This is a genomic window from Pedobacter sp. AK013, from assembly GCF_014205835.1.
Classification (GTDB): Bacteria; Bacteroidota; Bacteroidia; order Sphingobacteriales; family Sphingobacteriaceae; genus Pedobacter.
In genome coordinates this window covers 46,836-64,426 of record NZ_JACHCQ010000030.1, presented here as the reverse complement: position 1 = coordinate 64,426, position 17,591 = coordinate 46,836, and the positions used below count along the sequence as shown (strand labels likewise).

At 39.5% G+C, this 17,591-nt stretch carries 8 protein-coding genes; 6 read left to right on the top strand and 2 right to left on the bottom strand.

Annotated features, from left to right (window positions below; translation table 11 throughout):
* Nucleotides 1-34 precede the first annotated feature (34 nt).
* The 5 genes from HDC90_RS18845 to HDC90_RS18825 all read left to right on the top strand — a co-directional run bounded on the left by HDC90_RS18845 (nucleotide 35) and on the right by HDC90_RS18825 (nucleotide 5,823).
* Nucleotides 35-2,038, top strand: coding sequence for an alpha-L-arabinofuranosidase C-terminal domain-containing protein (locus HDC90_RS18845; protein WP_184469146.1), 2,004 nt, complete (start codon nucleotides 35-37; stop codon nucleotides 2,036-2,038).
* Between the two features lie 13 nt (nucleotides 2,039-2,051).
* Entirely contained in the window at nucleotides 2,052-3,593 is a 1,542-nt protein-coding gene (locus HDC90_RS18840) for an alpha-N-arabinofuranosidase (RefSeq protein WP_255497752.1), read from the top strand.
* A 150-nt stretch (nucleotides 3,594-3,743) separates the two neighbouring features.
* Nucleotides 3,744-4,679, top strand: coding sequence for a glycoside hydrolase family 43 protein (locus HDC90_RS18835; RefSeq protein WP_184469144.1), 936 nt, complete (start codon nucleotides 3,744-3,746; stop codon nucleotides 4,677-4,679).
* Nucleotides 4,680-4,910: 231 nt separating this feature from the next.
* Nucleotides 4,911-5,468, top strand: coding sequence for an ADP-ribosyltransferase (locus HDC90_RS18830; RefSeq protein ID WP_184469142.1), 558 nt, complete (start codon nucleotides 4,911-4,913; stop codon nucleotides 5,466-5,468).
* Between the two features lies 1 nt (nucleotide 5,469).
* On the top strand, nucleotides 5,470-5,823 hold the full coding sequence (locus tag HDC90_RS18825) for a hypothetical protein (RefSeq protein WP_184469140.1): 354 nt from the start codon (nucleotides 5,470-5,472) through the stop codon (nucleotides 5,821-5,823).
* Between the two features lie 141 nt (nucleotides 5,824-5,964).
* Here the strand turns inward: HDC90_RS18825 and HDC90_RS18820 are convergent, their stop codons facing one another.
* Nucleotides 5,965-8,310, bottom strand: a complete 2,346-nt coding sequence (locus HDC90_RS18820) for a glycoside hydrolase family 127 protein (RefSeq protein ID WP_184469138.1) — start codon at nucleotides 8,308-8,310, stop codon at nucleotides 5,965-5,967.
* 10 nt (nucleotides 8,311-8,320) lie between these two features.
* The gene (locus HDC90_RS18815) at nucleotides 8,321-9,694 is read right to left on the bottom strand and encodes a rhamnogalacturonan acetylesterase (RefSeq protein WP_255497751.1); all 1,374 of its coding nucleotides are present in this window, start codon (nucleotides 9,692-9,694) and stop codon (nucleotides 8,321-8,323) included.
* Between the two features lie 753 nt (nucleotides 9,695-10,447).
* Here HDC90_RS18815 and HDC90_RS18810 point away from each other — a divergent pair.
* Nucleotides 10,448-17,479 carry a type I polyketide synthase gene (locus tag HDC90_RS18810; RefSeq protein ID WP_184469136.1) on the top strand — a complete coding sequence of 2,344 codons (7,032 nt, stop codon included), beginning with the start codon at nucleotides 10,448-10,450 and terminating at the stop codon, nucleotides 17,477-17,479.
* Nucleotides 17,480-17,591: the final 112 nt, after the last annotated feature.

Sequence of the window (17,591 nt, the reverse complement as noted above, 5' to 3'; positions counted from 1 at the left end):
TTTTACCATCAGAATCTTCCAAATATTAAACCATATGAAACTAAATTACCCTGTAAAAAGTGTGTTTTCTGCATGCCTAGCTTATACTGCAATTGGAATTGGCTATACTACAGAAGTGCAGGCACAAACTGCAAAAGTGATTAAAGTTAAAACAGACCATGCTATTGCCAAGGTGCAACCAAATATGTGGGGTGTTTTTTTCGAGGATATTAACTTTGGTGCCGATGGTGGTATTTATGCCGAGCTGATTAAAAACCGCTCTTTCGAATTTGCCAAACCGCTAATGGGCTGGAGTATCCAGCGCAAAAAACAACAGGAAGGCGAAATTTTGGTGGTAAACCGTAAAGAGGTAAATACAGCCAATCCCAGATATCTACAGGTAAAAAAACAAACCGACGATTTTGAGCTCGTAAACGAAGGATTTAAAGGTATTGGCGTAAAAAAGGGCTTACGTTACGATTTTTCATTGATGTACCGTCAATTAAAACCAGGTGTAAAACTGGTGCTCATGTTAAAAGATGCGAACAATAAAATCATCGGACAGGGAAGTTTAACCCCTGATCAAACGGGTAGCGACTGGAAAAAACAATCAGCAAGTTTTACCGCTACCGAAACCGATCCAAAAGCTAAATTCTCCATTCTGTTTCAAGGAAATGGAGATATTGATGTGGATATGATTAGCCTTTTCCCTGGCGATACCTGGAAAAACCGTCCGCAAGGATTAAGGGCAGATATGGTGCAGTTATTGGCCGATATGAAACCCGGTTTTATCCGTTTCCCAGGTGGCTGCATTGTAGAAGGAACCGATCTGGCCAACCGTTACCAATGGAAAAAAACCATTGGCCCAATTGAAAACAGGCAATTGATTATGAACCGCTGGAATACCGAATTCGCAAACCGCGCTGCACCAGATTATTACCAGAGTTTTGGTTTAGGCTTTTTCGAATATTTCCAACTGGCAGAAGATATAGGTTCAGATGCCCTCCCAATATTAAATTGCGGTATGGCCTGCCAATATAACTCTGCTGAAGTAGCCTCACTTGATGAACTGGACCCTTATGTACAAGATGCTTTAGACTTAATCGAATTTGCCAATGGCGATGTAACAACCAAATGGGGGAAAATGAGGGCAGATCTTGGTCATCCAAAACCTTTCAATTTAAAAATGATGGGTGTAGGAAACGAAAACTGGGGACCGCAATACCTGGAAAGAGTAGCCATTTTTACAAAAGCCATAAAAGCTAAATATCCCGATTTTAAACTCATTAACAGTTCGGGAACAGGCCCAGACGGCGACCGTTTCGACTTACTGAACAACACATTAAGAAGCAATAATGCCGATTTTATAGACGAACATTATTACCGTCCGGCCGATTGGTTTTTGAAGAATGCTGGCCGCTACGACAATTACCCACGCAACGGATCGAAGGTTTTTGTAGGCGAATACGCTGTACATGCCAATGGCAATATTATCGGCAGCAATAAAAACAACTGGCAAAGTGCATTGGCATCGGCTTCGTTAATGACCGGACTTGAACGCAACGCAGATGTGGTACAAATGGCCTCTTATGCACCACTCTTTGCCCATATTGATGCCTGGCAATGGGCACCCGATATGATCTGGGTAGATAATTTAAAATCGTATGGTACACCAGATTATTATGTTCAGAAACAGTTTTCTACCAACAAAGGAACCGATGTAGTTTCGATTACGCTTGACGAGAAGAACATCACTGGCCAGGATGGCCTTTATGCTTCGGCCGTAACTGATCAGGCAAAAAAAGAACTCATCATTAAAATTGCCAATAACTCCGATCAGGCACAAAACATTGATTTCGACCTTGAAGGAAAATTAAAACTAAAAAGTAAGGGTACTAATGAGGAAATAGCGAACAGCAACCTGAATCAGCTCAATTCTTTCGAAAACCCTGAAGCGGTAAGCCCGAAAACAAGCACATTTAACTTAAAAGGTAAAAAATTAAACATCGCGTTAAAGCCCTACTCTTTTAACGTGATCAAAATCCCATTTAACCAATAGATTTAACGAGATCATGATGAAAAAACTTTTCTTATCTGCAACACTGTTCTGCAGTTCTATTTTAGTGCAGGCACAAAATGAAACCCAGCTAACCATTAAGCCTGCAGGCAATCAAGTGGTGAGCAAGCACATTTACGGTCATTTTTCAGAACATTTGGGCCGCTGTATTTATGATGGCTTTTGGGTAGACGAGAATTCAACTATACCCAATAAAGGAAGAATAAGATTAGATGTTGTAGAAGCATTAAAAAAGATAAAAGTCCCGAATCTGCGCTGGCCGGGAGGCTGTTTTGCTGACGAATACCATTGGAGAGATGGTATTGGCCCAAGAAACCAGCGCCCAAAAATGGTTAATACCAATTGGGGCGGTGTAACAGAAGACAATAGCTTTGGTACACATGAGTTTTTGGACCTCTGCCAGATGATCGATTGCGAACCTTACATTGCAGGAAATGTAGGCAGCGGAACTGTTGAAGAAATGGCCAAATGGGTAGAATATCTGAATTTTGATGGGGTAAGCCCAATGACAGCCATCCGCAGCCAAAATGGTAGAGAAAAACCATGGAAAGTTTCTTTTTGGGGTGTAGGTAACGAAAGTTGGGGTTGCGGAGGCAACATGACACCGGCTTATTATTCTGATCTTTACCGCAGATATGCCACTTATGCACGCAACTATCCTGGTGCTCCGCTAAAAAGAATTGCCAGTGGCGCTAATTCAAGCGATTACAACTGGACTGAAACCTGTATGAAAAATATTGGTGACCAAATGTGGGGGTTAACGCTGCATTACTATACTATTCCGACAGGAAACTGGGGCAAAAAAGGATCAGCTACTAAATTTGACGAAGCACAATACTTTTCGACAATGAAAAACTGCTTGCATATGGAAGAACTGGTAAGCAAACACGCCGCAATAATGGATAAATATGATCCTAAAAAGAAAGTGGCTTTAGTGGTTGACGAATGGGGAATCTGGACAGATGTAGAGCCTGGCACTAACCCTGGTTTCTTATATCAGCAGAACAGTTTACGTGATGCTTTAATTGCAGGTACTACTTTGAATATCTTCAATAATCATTCTGATCGTGTTAAAATGGCCAACCTGGCGCAAACGGTAAACGTTTTACAGGCTTTAATCCTAACTGAAAAGGACAAAATGATCCTTACGCCTACTTACCATGTTTTTGATCTCTACAAAGTACACCAGGATGCCAAATATTTACCAATTGCCTTTACCAGTCCAGATTATGTTGTAGGCGATCAAAAAATCCCAGCCTTAAACGTTTCTGCTTCACAGGATGCCAGTGGTGCCATCCATATTTCTTTGGTCAATTTAGATCCGAACAAAAAAATTGCGTTAAGTACCGTTTTAGATGGTTTGAAATGGAGCTCGGTTACAGGACAGATTTTAACCTCAGCTAAACTAACTGATGTAAACACATTCGACGATTTAAATAAAGTGCACAATGCAAAATTTACGGGTGCAAGAAAATCAGGCAGTTCATTAAAAGTAGAATTACCCGCGCAATCTGTTGTTGTTCTCGAATTAAAGTAAACTCATGAATACAAAATCACCAGCATAATGCTGGTGATTGCTTTCTCTATTCAAATGGCTAAAGAGTAAACCATATACAAAACTGTAAATCACCCCTTAACACGAAGCCTTTGGGTGGTTTTGGAACCGCTGTAGAACAAAAATAAAACAATGAAAAAACTAATATACCTCTCCATGCTACTGTTATCAACAGTCTGTAATGCCCAGGTACAGTCTAAAAAAGACGTTTATCTCTTTGCTTATTTTAAAGGCAATGGTGAAGATGGTTTACACCTTGCTTATAGTAACGATGCTTACAATTGGACAGCGCTTAAAAATGATCAATCGTTCCTTAGTCCTGCTGTAAGTAAAGATAAACTGATGAGAGATCCTTGCATTATACGTGGGGCCGATGGCTTATTTCACATGGTTTGGACAGTAAGCTGGAAAGATAAAGGCATTGGTTATGCCAGCTCGAAAGACCTGATTAACTGGAGCGAACAGCAGTTTTTACCTGTTATGGTTAAAGAAGATGGTGCCAGAAACACCTGGGCTCCCGAAATAACCTACGATAGCAGTACCAAAACCTATATGATTTATTGGGCAACTACCATTACAGGCAAATTTAATGAAACAGCTTCGACAGCAGAAAGCGGCTACAACCATCGCTTATATTATGTTACGACAAAAGATTTTAAAACTTATTCTGAAACCAAATTACTTTACGACCCGGGCTTTAATGTAATCGATGCTACAATCGTTAAAAACGGCAAACGGTTTATCATGTTTTTAAAAGACGAAACCCGTGAACCTGCTCAAAAGAATATCAAAATAGCCTATGCCAATCAGTTAATTGGCCCTTACAGTAAGGCAGGAAGCCCTATTACAGGAAATTACTGGGCTGAGGGACCAACAACATTAAAAATCGGCAATAATTGGATGGTTTATTTCGATAAGTACCGCGATCATAAATATGGGGCCATCCAATCTGTAGATTTAAAAAACTGGACTGATGTTTCAGATAAAATCTCCTTGCCAAAAGGCTTAAGGCATGGCACCATATTAACCATCAAAGAAAAAGAGCTTAATGCCTTATTAAAGCAATAATATTTGAAAACTACTCCATATGCAGGATGTTGAACCTGTTTCAGCATCTTTGTAATTTTATATATCTACTTCAAAAACCTCTCCTATTAGATCCTGAAACAAGTTCAGGAAAGCTGTTACGTTTAATAACACCGTAGTCTGCGGGGACACTGACCACGGAAAAGGAAGGAAAAAACCTTTATTTTACTTATAATTTTAAGTATGTTAGTATAAACAAAGACTAACTATAATTTGACCAAAGCAGAGCTTTACGCAAGAAAACATTTAAGTCGTGATATCGATTGTATACGGAATAGCGATAGGAACATAGAGCTCCCTAATCTAACCGTATATGAAAAGGCTGTTATTTATAAATATACAGAAGATGGTTATGAAAATGTTAATGAATTGCTAAGGTCTTCAAAAGGGACGAAAAGTAATGAGTTTGCTTCTGTACTAAATAATTCATTAACGAAAATAGATAACTATGAAGGGCTGGTATTCCGATGTGCAGATTTAAATGCTTTTGAACTGGAAAAATATGTAAAAGCTGAAAAAGAAGGTATCCCTATAACTGAATATACATTTATATCAACCACCAAATCAGAATTAACTGCTTTGGCATTTGGTAAAAACACCAAATTTGTCATATATTCGAAAACGGGAAAAGAAATTGAAAAAATCAGTAAATTTGGTAAACACAACCCACCTAATGAAAAAGAAGTTTTGTTTAAATCTGGAAGGTCCTTCAATATATTAGAGATTATTGAAGAATCTAATCAAATGGTTATAACAATGGAGGAAGTATAAGATGACAACATTACAAGGAGTAAGGGAATTAAATCAGATCGATAATGAAGAATTACACGAGATAACAAAAATCATGTTCGATTCTTTTATTATCAATGGTGAATATAAAAGTCAATCGTACGTTTCTAAAAAAGAACAACTAATTGATTCATTTTCAACTTTTATTCAGCAATATCTAAAACTTAATTTTTCTGGTTCAAAAGAAAAAAAATTGCGCCTTATGAAATTTGTTGCTAAATTGAATATGCAAAGGGAGTTACTTGAGCTTGCAAGTGGCGAAACAAATTTAAAGGATATTGAAAAAGCAGGCCAAAGATTAGGTAAAAAATCACAATCTGCATTCGAATCAAAATAAATTTTCTCTGCATCAGCATCCATCCAATCTAATAAAAACTCACACAAAATCTCCCCCTATAGATCCTGAAGCAAGTTCAGGAAGGCGATTGAGTTGAGTAAAGCTAGTGGTCTGTGAGGACACAGACCACATAAAATAAATCTATTTCACCAACCTTACTTCATATATGTTGGCTATAGCCGATCCTTGATCGGCAACGAATTTCACTTCTAAATCTGCTTTTAACAGCGCTTTTGGAATTTGATATTCCTGAGTATAAAAAACGTCACCCTTGTTCCCTTCTAACTTTACATTTTCAATAGTAACACCATTGATTAGGATAGAGAAATTTTTATTCTTCTCCTTTCCGAAATATGTTAAACTCAGCTTGGTGCCCAATAAATCTTTGTTTTTAAGCACGTAACTAAACCATGCTTTCCCATTTCTAAAATGCCTTTCCTGGTAAGTTCCATTATCGGTTTGTTCACCTTTAAAATTATGATCGGATTCTGGCTGCTGCTCCCCGGTATTGATCAGATCGACGGTTTTCTGTTCCATTTTCATCTTTTCTTCTTCAGCCAACTTAATCGCCATCGCACGTTTCGATAATGCTTCAGGGCTGCTGTAAGGGAAATAAACCACATAACGCTTTTCGGCCAGGCTGTAAAACGGAACTAATTTTAAGGATTTGTATTTGGGTTGATAGATTGCATTTCGGGCACTGAAAGTAAAACTGTTTTTATCAATCAATGCGATTTCGTCTGCTAAGGCATTTTTAGCTCCTGTAACGAGTGGTGCATCGCTAATTGGGAACAGTGCTCCCGAAGCAATATGTCCCATCCTGCTACCATCAGCGGTTAAATTAGGTTGACTTAAAGTATCCATTGCCGCAGCAAGTACAATCGGGCCATGGAGAAAAGCCACCCAATCAGAACCATCAGGCATAAATTCGGTAGTGGTATGCATCGGTAATGAAATATTAAGCACATCACCAGCAGCCCAAACACGGTCGATACTGGCATAACCGTTTTCCTCACTTTTTGCCGCTACCTTTTTTCCATTAACCAACACGGTCATTTTTCCCTTTTCTATCCAGGCCGGCTGACGGAAATGCAAAGCAAAACGCTGTTTGTTTTTTAATTGAAGCTTGAGTGTCGTATTTTCCGCATCCGGAAAAAGTGTTTGCTGTGTAAGCTGAATGCCTTTTTCTTTCCAATTTAAAGTAGAAGGGATAAAAAGATTTACATAAAGATCATTTCCACTATGTGCATAAATTAATTCGCCATATTTACCATGGTTCTCCAATCCAGAGCCTACACAACACCAGAAACTTTCCTGCGGACTTGAATAGGTACGGTAATGTCCTGGCCGCATTGGTGTAAAATATACAAAACCACCTTCTGGCCTTTGCGAAGAAAGGATGTGATTATAAAGTGTACGTTCGTAGTAATCAAGGTAAGTGTTTGAAGGAGCTGCTAAAAATAACTGTTTAGTAAGCTTTAGCATATTGTAAGAATTGCAGGTTTCAGGCCCTTCGCGCGATTCTGTCATTGAAGAAAAATCATTGGCGGGGTGAAAATGTTCTCTAACGCTATTTCCACCAATGGCTACGGTTCTATGTTCCACCACAGTTTTCCAAAAGAAAGCGGCTGCATTTGCCCAGGAAGGGTCTTTATCCAGCAAGGCAATCTGTTCAAAACCAATTACTTTAGGAATCTGCGTGTTTGCGTGCAAGCCATTCAGCGCATCTGTATTTTTTAATAGTGGATTTAAAATAGATTGATCTGAAAACCGTTTGGCCAACTGAAGGTATTTCTGGTTGCCCGTTATCGCGTAAACATGGGCGAAAGTTTCATTTAATCCACCATGCTCGCTCTTTAATAATTCCTGTATTTGCTGATCGGATAAATTGGAGACCAGATCTACAAACCAATCCGTTAGTTTAATAAGCATTTGCTTGGCTTTTGCATTTCCTGCAACTGCGTAAGCATCGTAAAGCCCGGCATAAATTTTATGGATATTGTACAGGGGTACCCATTTTCCATTAAGCGAAAAACTGGATGATTTTATATTTCCGGCTTTAATCTCTTTCCAGACTTCCTTGCCACCCGGGATCCCCGCCAAATACCCATCACCATTTTTAAGCTGACATTTATCCAGTTCAGCAATTATATATTCCAGCCGCTCTTTTACCTTTATATCTCCGGTAGAAGCATACATTAAAGCAAGGGCCGATAAATAATGTCCGCCGATATGCCCATCTAAACCTGTATTTTCCCAGTTCCCATAAGATGCTGCCTTAGGCTTTAGCCCCGCTTCTCTTAAATATGGCGCCAGAAGTCTATCCGCATCCAGCGATAGCATATACTTTTTATCGGTTTCCTGGGCCTTTTTAAAAGGCCCTTCGAGCAACCGAACTTCTGTTAAACTAAATGGCTGTAAGGCAGTTTGCCCAAATGCGATTGCGCAAACCGTTGCAAATAATACAACAATAACTATTTTTTTCATTTCTATCTCTTTAATTACCATCTGGTTTAACTACACTACTTTTCGGACTTTCAGGCCAATGCCAATTTGACGGGTTATCTGGTTTTGCAGGATCAAATTTTGGTAGATCATTTACCAAATATTTGGCAATTCCCAATTGCTGCTCTTTAATGCCCAGAATAACACATTGCGCAATTTCATAGGCGCCATAAGGATTAAAGTGCGTATTATCGGCCAAAGCTTTATCCTGACCAGGATAACTGTTTGCTGGATAATGAACAAAGGCTTTTTTCGATGGTTCTTCACCCAGCGCATTAAATAAAATTGATGTCGTAGCATTTAAATCAATTAAAGCCACTTTTTCTTCGGCAGCAACCTTACGTGCAGCATCCGGAAAATCGCCAAGAGTGTTTACAATTTTTCCATCCGGGCCAAAAGACCTTCTACTGGTTGAGGTAACCACAACAGGGATTCCACCTTTTTTCTTCACTTCCGAAATGAATGTTTTTAATCTTTCGGTATAAGATTTATAAGCGCCATCGTCTGGTCCTTTATCTTTTTGATCGTTGTGTCCAAATTCGATAAACAGATAATCACCAGGCTTCATTACACTCAAAATCTTCGCTAATCGCTTGCTCCCCAAAAACGAGCCTAATGTTAGGCCCGATTCGGCATGATTGGCAATGGCAACCCCTGGCTTAAAAAACCGCGGGATCATTTGCCCCCACGATGCCCAAGGCTCATCATCCTGGTTCACAACAGTTGAGTTTCCGGCTAAGAAAACAGTAACCTGATCTTCAACCTTCGTAATTTCGAGTGCCTGTAGCGCCGTTTGGTGGTCAAATTCCAAAGTCAGTTTGTCATCCCAATCGAGCTTGGTAAGCTCTCGTGGTTTTAACGAAACCAGTTGGCCACCAGCAATGTGTTTATCTTTAACATTTACAATAAACGTTTTTGTTAGCGACTGCCCTGCACTGGTTTTCACATCTTCGAGCATCAACCTTCTCGATTCGGCTTTTACCGTAGTTAAGGTTGCCCCCTTCGGATCGCCAAGTGTTACCACAACTTTATAATTACCTTCAGGAACTACAACCGAAAAATAAAATGGTTTATTACTTTTAACCAGACCTGAGGTTAAAAGATTCTTCGCTTCATAATTTACACCTTCAACTTTCGAATCAAAATCAAAGCCATAGCCTTTTTCTTTACTGTAAGCATCTTTAGGTAAAATCTGTGTATAGCCTTTGGTAATCTGTCCTGGTCCGAAATCGAATTTGTAGTTATTTCTTTCCTGTGCCTGCGATAGATTGACTATTAAACCAAGGAAAATAAATGGTTTAATAAACTTTTTAATACTCATATGGTTTGGATTTGCTGCACGGTCTGTTTCAACAGTCTTATTCATTCAGACCATTTTCTCATAAAATTTGAAATCTGGTTAATTAAACGTCAAATAGACGTTTATAATACAAATATATAAAAACAATTTCCATTTAAACGGACAACGAACAGTTGATTTAAAATTTAAGCCTTTTCTATTTTAAAATGCTTTCTTCTGAAATACAAAAATAACAAGCACACAATATTTAATACTAATTAAACATACACAATAAAGTAATTTAGAATACTAATAAAATTTTAACAATTTTAAATTAAAAACCATCGACACAAACAAATACAATCAAACAATATTAAAAACACTATTCTTCAGATTAAAACAAATAAAAATCTGGTGCTTTTTTAATAAAAAAATAAAAAAAAATCAACACAAAACATAATAAATCAATCAATTACAAAAAATAATTCATAAATTAACCCATTATTAATATTAATCCAATGTAAGTCCGCTTCTTTTGTATATGAAATTAAAATAACCCATATTAAGAAGCATAATTGAAAAAATTAATAAGAATTTTGTTCATAAAATTCATTTTTTAATGAAAAGATAAGGTACTTTTCAATCGCCTGTTCAGTTCATTCATTTATAAATTTTTGAAACAATTTGACTTAATCAAGTCGTATATTAGTCTAATTAATCATACACATTAATTGCAGCGCTAAAAACCTGTGTTATTGCGTATTACGGTGAGCATAAAGAACCATTATGCCTCACTTAAATCATCCACCAAACAGAAGATTAGAATCAAAATCTAAAGCCATGAACAAATACGCCATTATTGGAGCAACTCCCTTCGAAATCCCAGACAGTAGATTGGTTTCCAATTTACAAAAAGCAGATTGCTTTCCGGTTCTCAGTCTTGGACATAGTAAAAATGAAGCTGAAAAAGCCCTTCAAGCCCTCATAGAAGTAGGCATATCAGATTTCGGTGTAAGCATCAATTCAGCAGAATTAGCAAATATTGATCTTCCAGCACAGGTAAGTTTAGTTATTGCACCTTATGATTTCGTGCTAAAACGTAAAACAACCGCAAAAATTATCTATCAGGTTTACGACCTTCAGTCAGCATTGGTAGCACAAAAAAATGGGGCTGACGGGATAGTAGTAAAAGGAAATGAAGGTGCTGGCCGCGTAGCATACGAATCGTCTTTTGTTCTTTTTCAGCGGATTATTAAAGAAATTACTACCATTCCGGTTTGGGTTCAGGGGGGTGTGGGTATTCACACCGCAGCCTCTTTAATGGCACAAGGCGCAGCGGGAATCATTTTAGATAGCCAACTCACCTTATTTCCAGAATGTTCGGCTCCTGAAGATTTAAAAACTGTTTGTGGCAAGCTAAGTGGAACAGAAACCAAACTGATTGATAACTACCGCATACTGGCCCGTCCTAATTCGCCGGTATTGGCAGAAGATATAGATTATAATGGTCTTCAAAAATACTTTAGCGGTTACGACCTGGAAACAAACTATCTTCCAATGGGCCAGGATATTACCTTATCTATTGATCTGGTAACTAAATACAAAAAGCTCGACAAGCTGGTTTTTGGAATAAAAGAGGCCATATATGGACATTTAAAACAAGCCAAGGCCATCAATGTAATAAAGGCAAACAATTCGCTGGCCAAAGATTTAAATATCACCTATCCTATTGCGCAGGGGCCTATGACCAGGGTAAGCGATGTTGCTCCATTTGCTGATGCCGTTTCGGAAGCTGGGGCCTTATCATTTATAGCCTTATCCTTATTAAAAGGAGCATCGGCAAAAAGCCTGATTGATGAAACCAAAAAATTGGCAGGTGAAAAAACCTGGGGCGTAGGTATTTTAGGTTTTGCACCACAAGAGCTTAGGGATGAACAACAGGAATATATCTTAAATGCAAAACCTCCTGTTCTGTTAATTGCTGGTGGAAGGCCTTCTCAGGCTAAACCTTTTGAAAAAGCAGGCATCAAAACCTTTCTGCATGTACCTTCTGCTTCTCTTTTAGATATGTTTTTAAAAGAAGGTGCCAAACGATTTGTATTCGAAGGAAGGGAATGTGGCGGTCACGTTGGCCCACTATCTAGCATGGTATTGTGGGAAAAACAGATCGAACGTTTGTTAAAGGAAGAAAATCCGGAAAGCATTAGTGTTTTCTTTGCAGGCGGAATCCACGATGCTTTTTCTACGGCCTTTATCTCTGTAATGGCTGCTCCTTTGGCCGCTAAAGGAATGAAAATCGGTGTTTTAATGGGCACAGCCTATTTATACACCAAAGAAGCTGTTAGTACAGGTGCTATTTTAGATAAATTCCAACAGGAAGCTATGCAGGCAAACGAAACCGTTCTGCTCGAAACTGCTCCCGGGCATGAAACCAGGTGTTTAAACTCTTCATTTGCCACTTTCTTTAACGAAGAAAAAAAGAAATTACAGGCTGAGGGAATGGATAAAAAAGAAATCTGGGCCAAACTGGAAACATTAAATGTTGGTCGCCTGCGTATTGCTGCAAAAGGAATAGAAAGACGTGGCGACGAACTGGTAAAAATCGACGAAACTGAACAAACTGATCTGGGCATGTATATGATCGGTCAGATTGCACCTATGCATAAAGAAGTAATGTCTTTGCTCGATCTTCACCAGGATGTAGCTAACAATAATTATTCGCATATTTTAAACGCCGCACTTCCTACACCTCCCGTTAACAAAGCAAAAGCCCTTGATGTGGCCATTGTGGGTATGGCTTGTATCTTCCCTGGTGCTAAAAACCTTGAAGAATACTGGCGCAACATTATATTAGGTAAGGATTCGGTAACTGAGGTACCGGATGAAAGATGGAACAAAGAACTATATTATAATCCTGATTCTACTGATGGCGATATGTCGCACTCTAAATGGGGCGGTTTTATACCAAGAATAGATTTTGATCCTTTAGAATTTGGTATTCCACCGCAATCGCTTGCGGCTATAGAGCCCACCCAACTGCTAACCTTAATGGTGGCCAAGCAGGCCATGCAGCATGCAGGTTATGCTGATGGTGGCGTAGACAATGAAAATGTTTCGGTAATTATTGGTGCCGAAGGTGGAAATGACCTCGCCAACAGTTACAGTTTTAGGGGCTATTACAAACAGATATTTGGCGATATGCCAGCTGAAGTAGATGCTGCCTTACCAAAAACAACCGAAGATTCTTTCCCCGGTATTTTGGCTAATGTAATTTCGGGTAGGATTACCAACAGGCTAAACCTGGGCGGTAGAAATTACACCGTTGATGCGGCTTGTGCTTCTTCACTTGCTGCAATCGATCTGGCCTGCCAAGAGTTATTTTTAGAGAAATCGGATATGGTTTTGGCCGGAGGAGCAGATTTGCACAATGGCATTAACGATTACCTCATGTTCTCGAGTACACACGCTCTCTCTAAAAAAGGAAGATGCGCCACTTTTGATACCGAGGCAGATGGAATTGCACTTGGCGAAGGTATAGCCATGATCGTATTAAAAAGATATGACGATGCTTTACGCGATGGTGACACCATTTATTCTATTATTAAAGGTGTTGGCGGATCGAGCGACGGCAAAAGCCTTGGTTTAACTGCGCCTCGCAAAAACGGACAGGTAAATGCATTAGAAAGAGCTTATAGTCAGGCTGGGATAACACCTTCTTTGATCGGTTTGGTAGAAGCACATGGTACAGGTACTGTAGTGGGCGATAAAACAGAAATCAGTGCATTAACCGATATGCTCAACCAATCGGGTGCAACCGTCGGACAAACACATTTAGGCTCTGTAAAAACACAGATAGGCCATACCAAATGTGCCGCAGGTATTGCAGGATTAATCAAAGCATCATTATCGGTTTACCATGGCATTAAACCACCTACAATTAACTTAAAAACCCCTAACAGCTTTTATAATGCACAAACCAGCCCTTTCGCTTTCCATACCGAAGCTGGTTTATGGATGGAAGAAAAACGTTATGCTGGCGTAAGTGCCTTTGGCTTTGGCGGAACAAACTTCCATGCGGTATTAGAAAGTGCCCAAAATGTAGAAAACAAAAATTCGATCTTAAAATCGTGGCCATCTGAACTTTTCGTTTTTAGGGGCAACACCTATGAGGAGGCTAAAACACGTGTAATCGCTGTAAAAAACCTGTTAGAACTGAACGATCAGATCGAATTGAAAGATATTGCTTATAGTTTAGCAACTGCAGATACCAAACCTGTTCAATTGAGCATCGTTGCCAACCACGCGGAGGATCTGGTGATGAAAATCGACCTTGTTTTATCTGGCGTAGAAAGTAAAGATACTTACCTTACCCAAAAACAGGAGGGTAAAGTTGCCTTTATGTTTCCTGGTCAAGGCAGCCAGCGCATAAACATGGCTAGAGATCTTTTCGTGGTTTTTCCAGAAATGAGAAAACTATTGAAAGCTTACCCAGAATACGAAAAAATCCTTTTCCCCAATACCGTGTTTAACGAAGCGGATGCAAAAGCACAAAAGGAACGCATAAAAGATACCCGCATGGCACAACCATTATTGGGTATTGTTGATCTGGCTATTGCTAACTTCTTAAAATCATTGGGCATTGTGCCCGATATGGTTGCTGGCCATAGTTACGGCGAATTGCCCGCACTTTGTTTTGCTGGTGCTTTTGAAGAAGAAGCTTTGGTTCACCTGAGCGCAGAACGGGCACAATCTATTTTGAATGCCGTAGAAAATGGCGATCCGGGTACTATGATTGCCGTAAGTGCAAAACAAGAAGACCTTGCACAATACCTTGACAATATTGCCGACATTTATCCGGTAAACTTTAATGCACCAACGCAATGTGTTATTGCGGGCAGTACAGCAGCTATCGGCCAGTTGGCTGCAGTTTTAAAAGAAGCCAAAGTATCTTTCCGACCACTTGAAGTAGCCTGTGCTTTCCATAGTCCATTAGTGGCCAAATCGAAACAGCTTTACCAACAAGTGCTTTCAGGTGTAACCTTTAACGATCTAAAAATTCCGGTATGGTCTAACACCACTGCAAAAGAGTATCCAACTGAAGCGGCCGCAGTTAAAGAACGTTTGACCGACCATTTGATAAAACCTGTCCTTTTTGTCGATGAGCTAAGGGATATGTATGCTACCGGAGCCAGGGTTTTCGTAGAAGTTGGCCCTGGCAAGGTACTAAGTGGTTTAACCAAATCATGCATCGGCAAAGACGAAGTGATTTTACACACAGAAGATCAAGGTCAGAACAAACTCAGCAATTTGCTGGGTACACTAGCTGGTTACATGGCTACAGGCCGCGAAATCAAACTCGAAAAATTATTCGAAGGTCGTTCCGTTAAAATCATCAATCTCAACGAACCCTCAATTTACAAAAAAAGTCCGGCCATTTGGTACGTAAATGGTCAGCATGCTGTTCCATCAACGGGTAAACTTCCGGCAAATGGTGCATCCCCTATTACTAAACCGATTATCCTTATGAATAACACCTCTACACTAAATGAAAATCAACAGGTTAACAGCTCAGCCAAAGACTTGATGATGCAGGAGTACCTGCACAGCATGAAAATGCTGATCCAGGCACAACGTGATGTAATGCTTTCCTTTTTAGGACAGGCGCCTGCGATATCTACACAAATCATTAATCAGCCTTTAACATCATATCAGACGCCTCAACCGCTTCGTACCGAAAATCAGATCACAGTAAAACAGGAAATACCACAGATTGAGGTAATAACACCAATAGCTGCACAAAAAGATTTAAAATTGGTGTTGTTGCAGATCGTGAGCGATAAAACCGGCTATCCACAGGAAATGTTGGGCATGGAAATGGATCTGGAGGCCGACTTAAGTATCGATTCGATCAAACGTGTCGAAATTATTGGTGCTCTACGTACCGAACTGGGTGGTTTTTCTCAACTGAATCTTCCAGAAGATAAAATTATGGAGCAGCTTGCAGGGCTAAAAACATTAAGCAGCCTGGTAAACTGGATTACTGAAAATACCGAACAGCCAAAAACTGTTAGTGCCCCTGCTCCGGTAGCAACGCCAACAGGCCAACCTGAACAGACTAAATTTTCTATCGACCAGTTAAAATCGGCTATTCTTGATGTAGTGAGCGAAAAAACAGGTTATCCTAAAGAAATGTTGGGCATGGATTTGGATCTTGAAGCTGATTTAAGTATCGATTCGATCAAAAGAATGGAAATTATTGCCTCACTTAAAGAAAAGATCGGTTTCGGTACACAAAGCGACCAAGCTGATGATTTAATGGAAAAATTGGCGGCGATCAAAACCTTAAATGCACTGGTTAACTGGATTGCAGATGTTGAAGCAGAGAGCTCGGAGGTGCTTACCGAAGCAAAAAAGCTTATTGAGGAGAGCATCGATGATCAAACGGTTAAAGAAAAATTATCCCGTTTAAGATTTGAGCTAACTCCTGCTGCACTTACCATTACCGAAGCAGCCATTCTAAAAGGACAGCGTTTTGCCTTAACCGATGATGGTGGCGGACAGGCGATCAAAATAAAGAAAGTGTTGGAAAAACATGGTGCCATTGCCGATCTGGTGAGTTTTGAAGATTCACTGGATGGTTACCAGGGCCTTATTATTTTGAATATGTTCGAAGCACAGCAAAAAGTGGGTATCCTTGATCATTTCGCTACCATTAAAAAACTAAATTTTGATACTGTAAAATGGGTGTACCTGATTGCGGATACCAAACAATATTTTAACGATCAATCTGATATTTCTTTCTTGAGAAATTATCAAGGTTACTCTGGTTTCTTTAAAAGTTTAGACCGCGAATACGAACATACCAAATGCCGTTTCATCAGTCTCGAAACGAAGATGTCGCCGGATGAAATCACTAACATTACCTTAAACGAAATCCTGAATCCGGATAAACCTTCAGAGATTATTTACAATGACCATAAAAGGCATATTATGGAACTGGTACCGCAACCTTTAAGTACCGAAACGGATGCACACATCCATTTGGATAAAGATGCAGTAGTAATGGTTTTAGGTGGTGCACAAGGCATTACCGCCGAACTGATGATCCATTTTGCAAAAGATTACCCTTGCAGGTATATTTTGGTTGGCCGCTCTGCAAATCCAATTGCTTCTGCAAACGAAGCAAGCGCTGCATTGAAAACCAAAGATGAGATCAGACAATACCTAATTAAACATAGTGAGATTAAAAAACCTGCAGAAATAGAACAGGAAACCAACAGAATTTATAAAAACAATCAGATTTTACGTTGCATTGCAACTTTAGAAGAAGGTGGTTCTACTGTGGTTTATGAATCATTAGACCTTAAAGATGAAGGTGCCTTAACCCGTTTAATCAACCAGGTTTACGAAGACTATGGCCGGATTGATGGTGTAGTACATGGTGCAGGCTTATTAGAAGATAAACTATTCAGCAGTAAAACCTCCGAATCATTTGGGCGTGTTTTCGATACCAAAGTAACCCCATTAAGGGTATTGGCTGAACAATTAAGGCCTGAAACCCAGTTTGTAATCCTTTTCTCGAGCATTGCTTCTGTTTATGGGAACCGCGGACAAACTGATTATGCTGCAGCAAACAGCGTGATGGACAAATATGCCTGGGCCTTAAAACAGAAGATTCAAGGTAAGGTAATGGCGATTAACTGGGGACCTTGGAAAGGTGCTGGCATGGTTTCGCCAACATTAGAAAAAGAGTACCAACGCAGGGGAATTGCCTTGATCCCTTTACAGGATGGAATGGAAACTTTCCTGAACGAACTTAAATATGGTAAAGAAAGCCAGGTATTGATTATGGCTGGAAATACCTGGACATAGAAAGATCGATGTCGATATTTTTAACCAATGGTCGTCATTGCGAGAAGGCTTTTTCAGCCGACGAAGCAATCTTACAACTATCGCTACTAGAGAACGCTTTAGGATTGCTTAG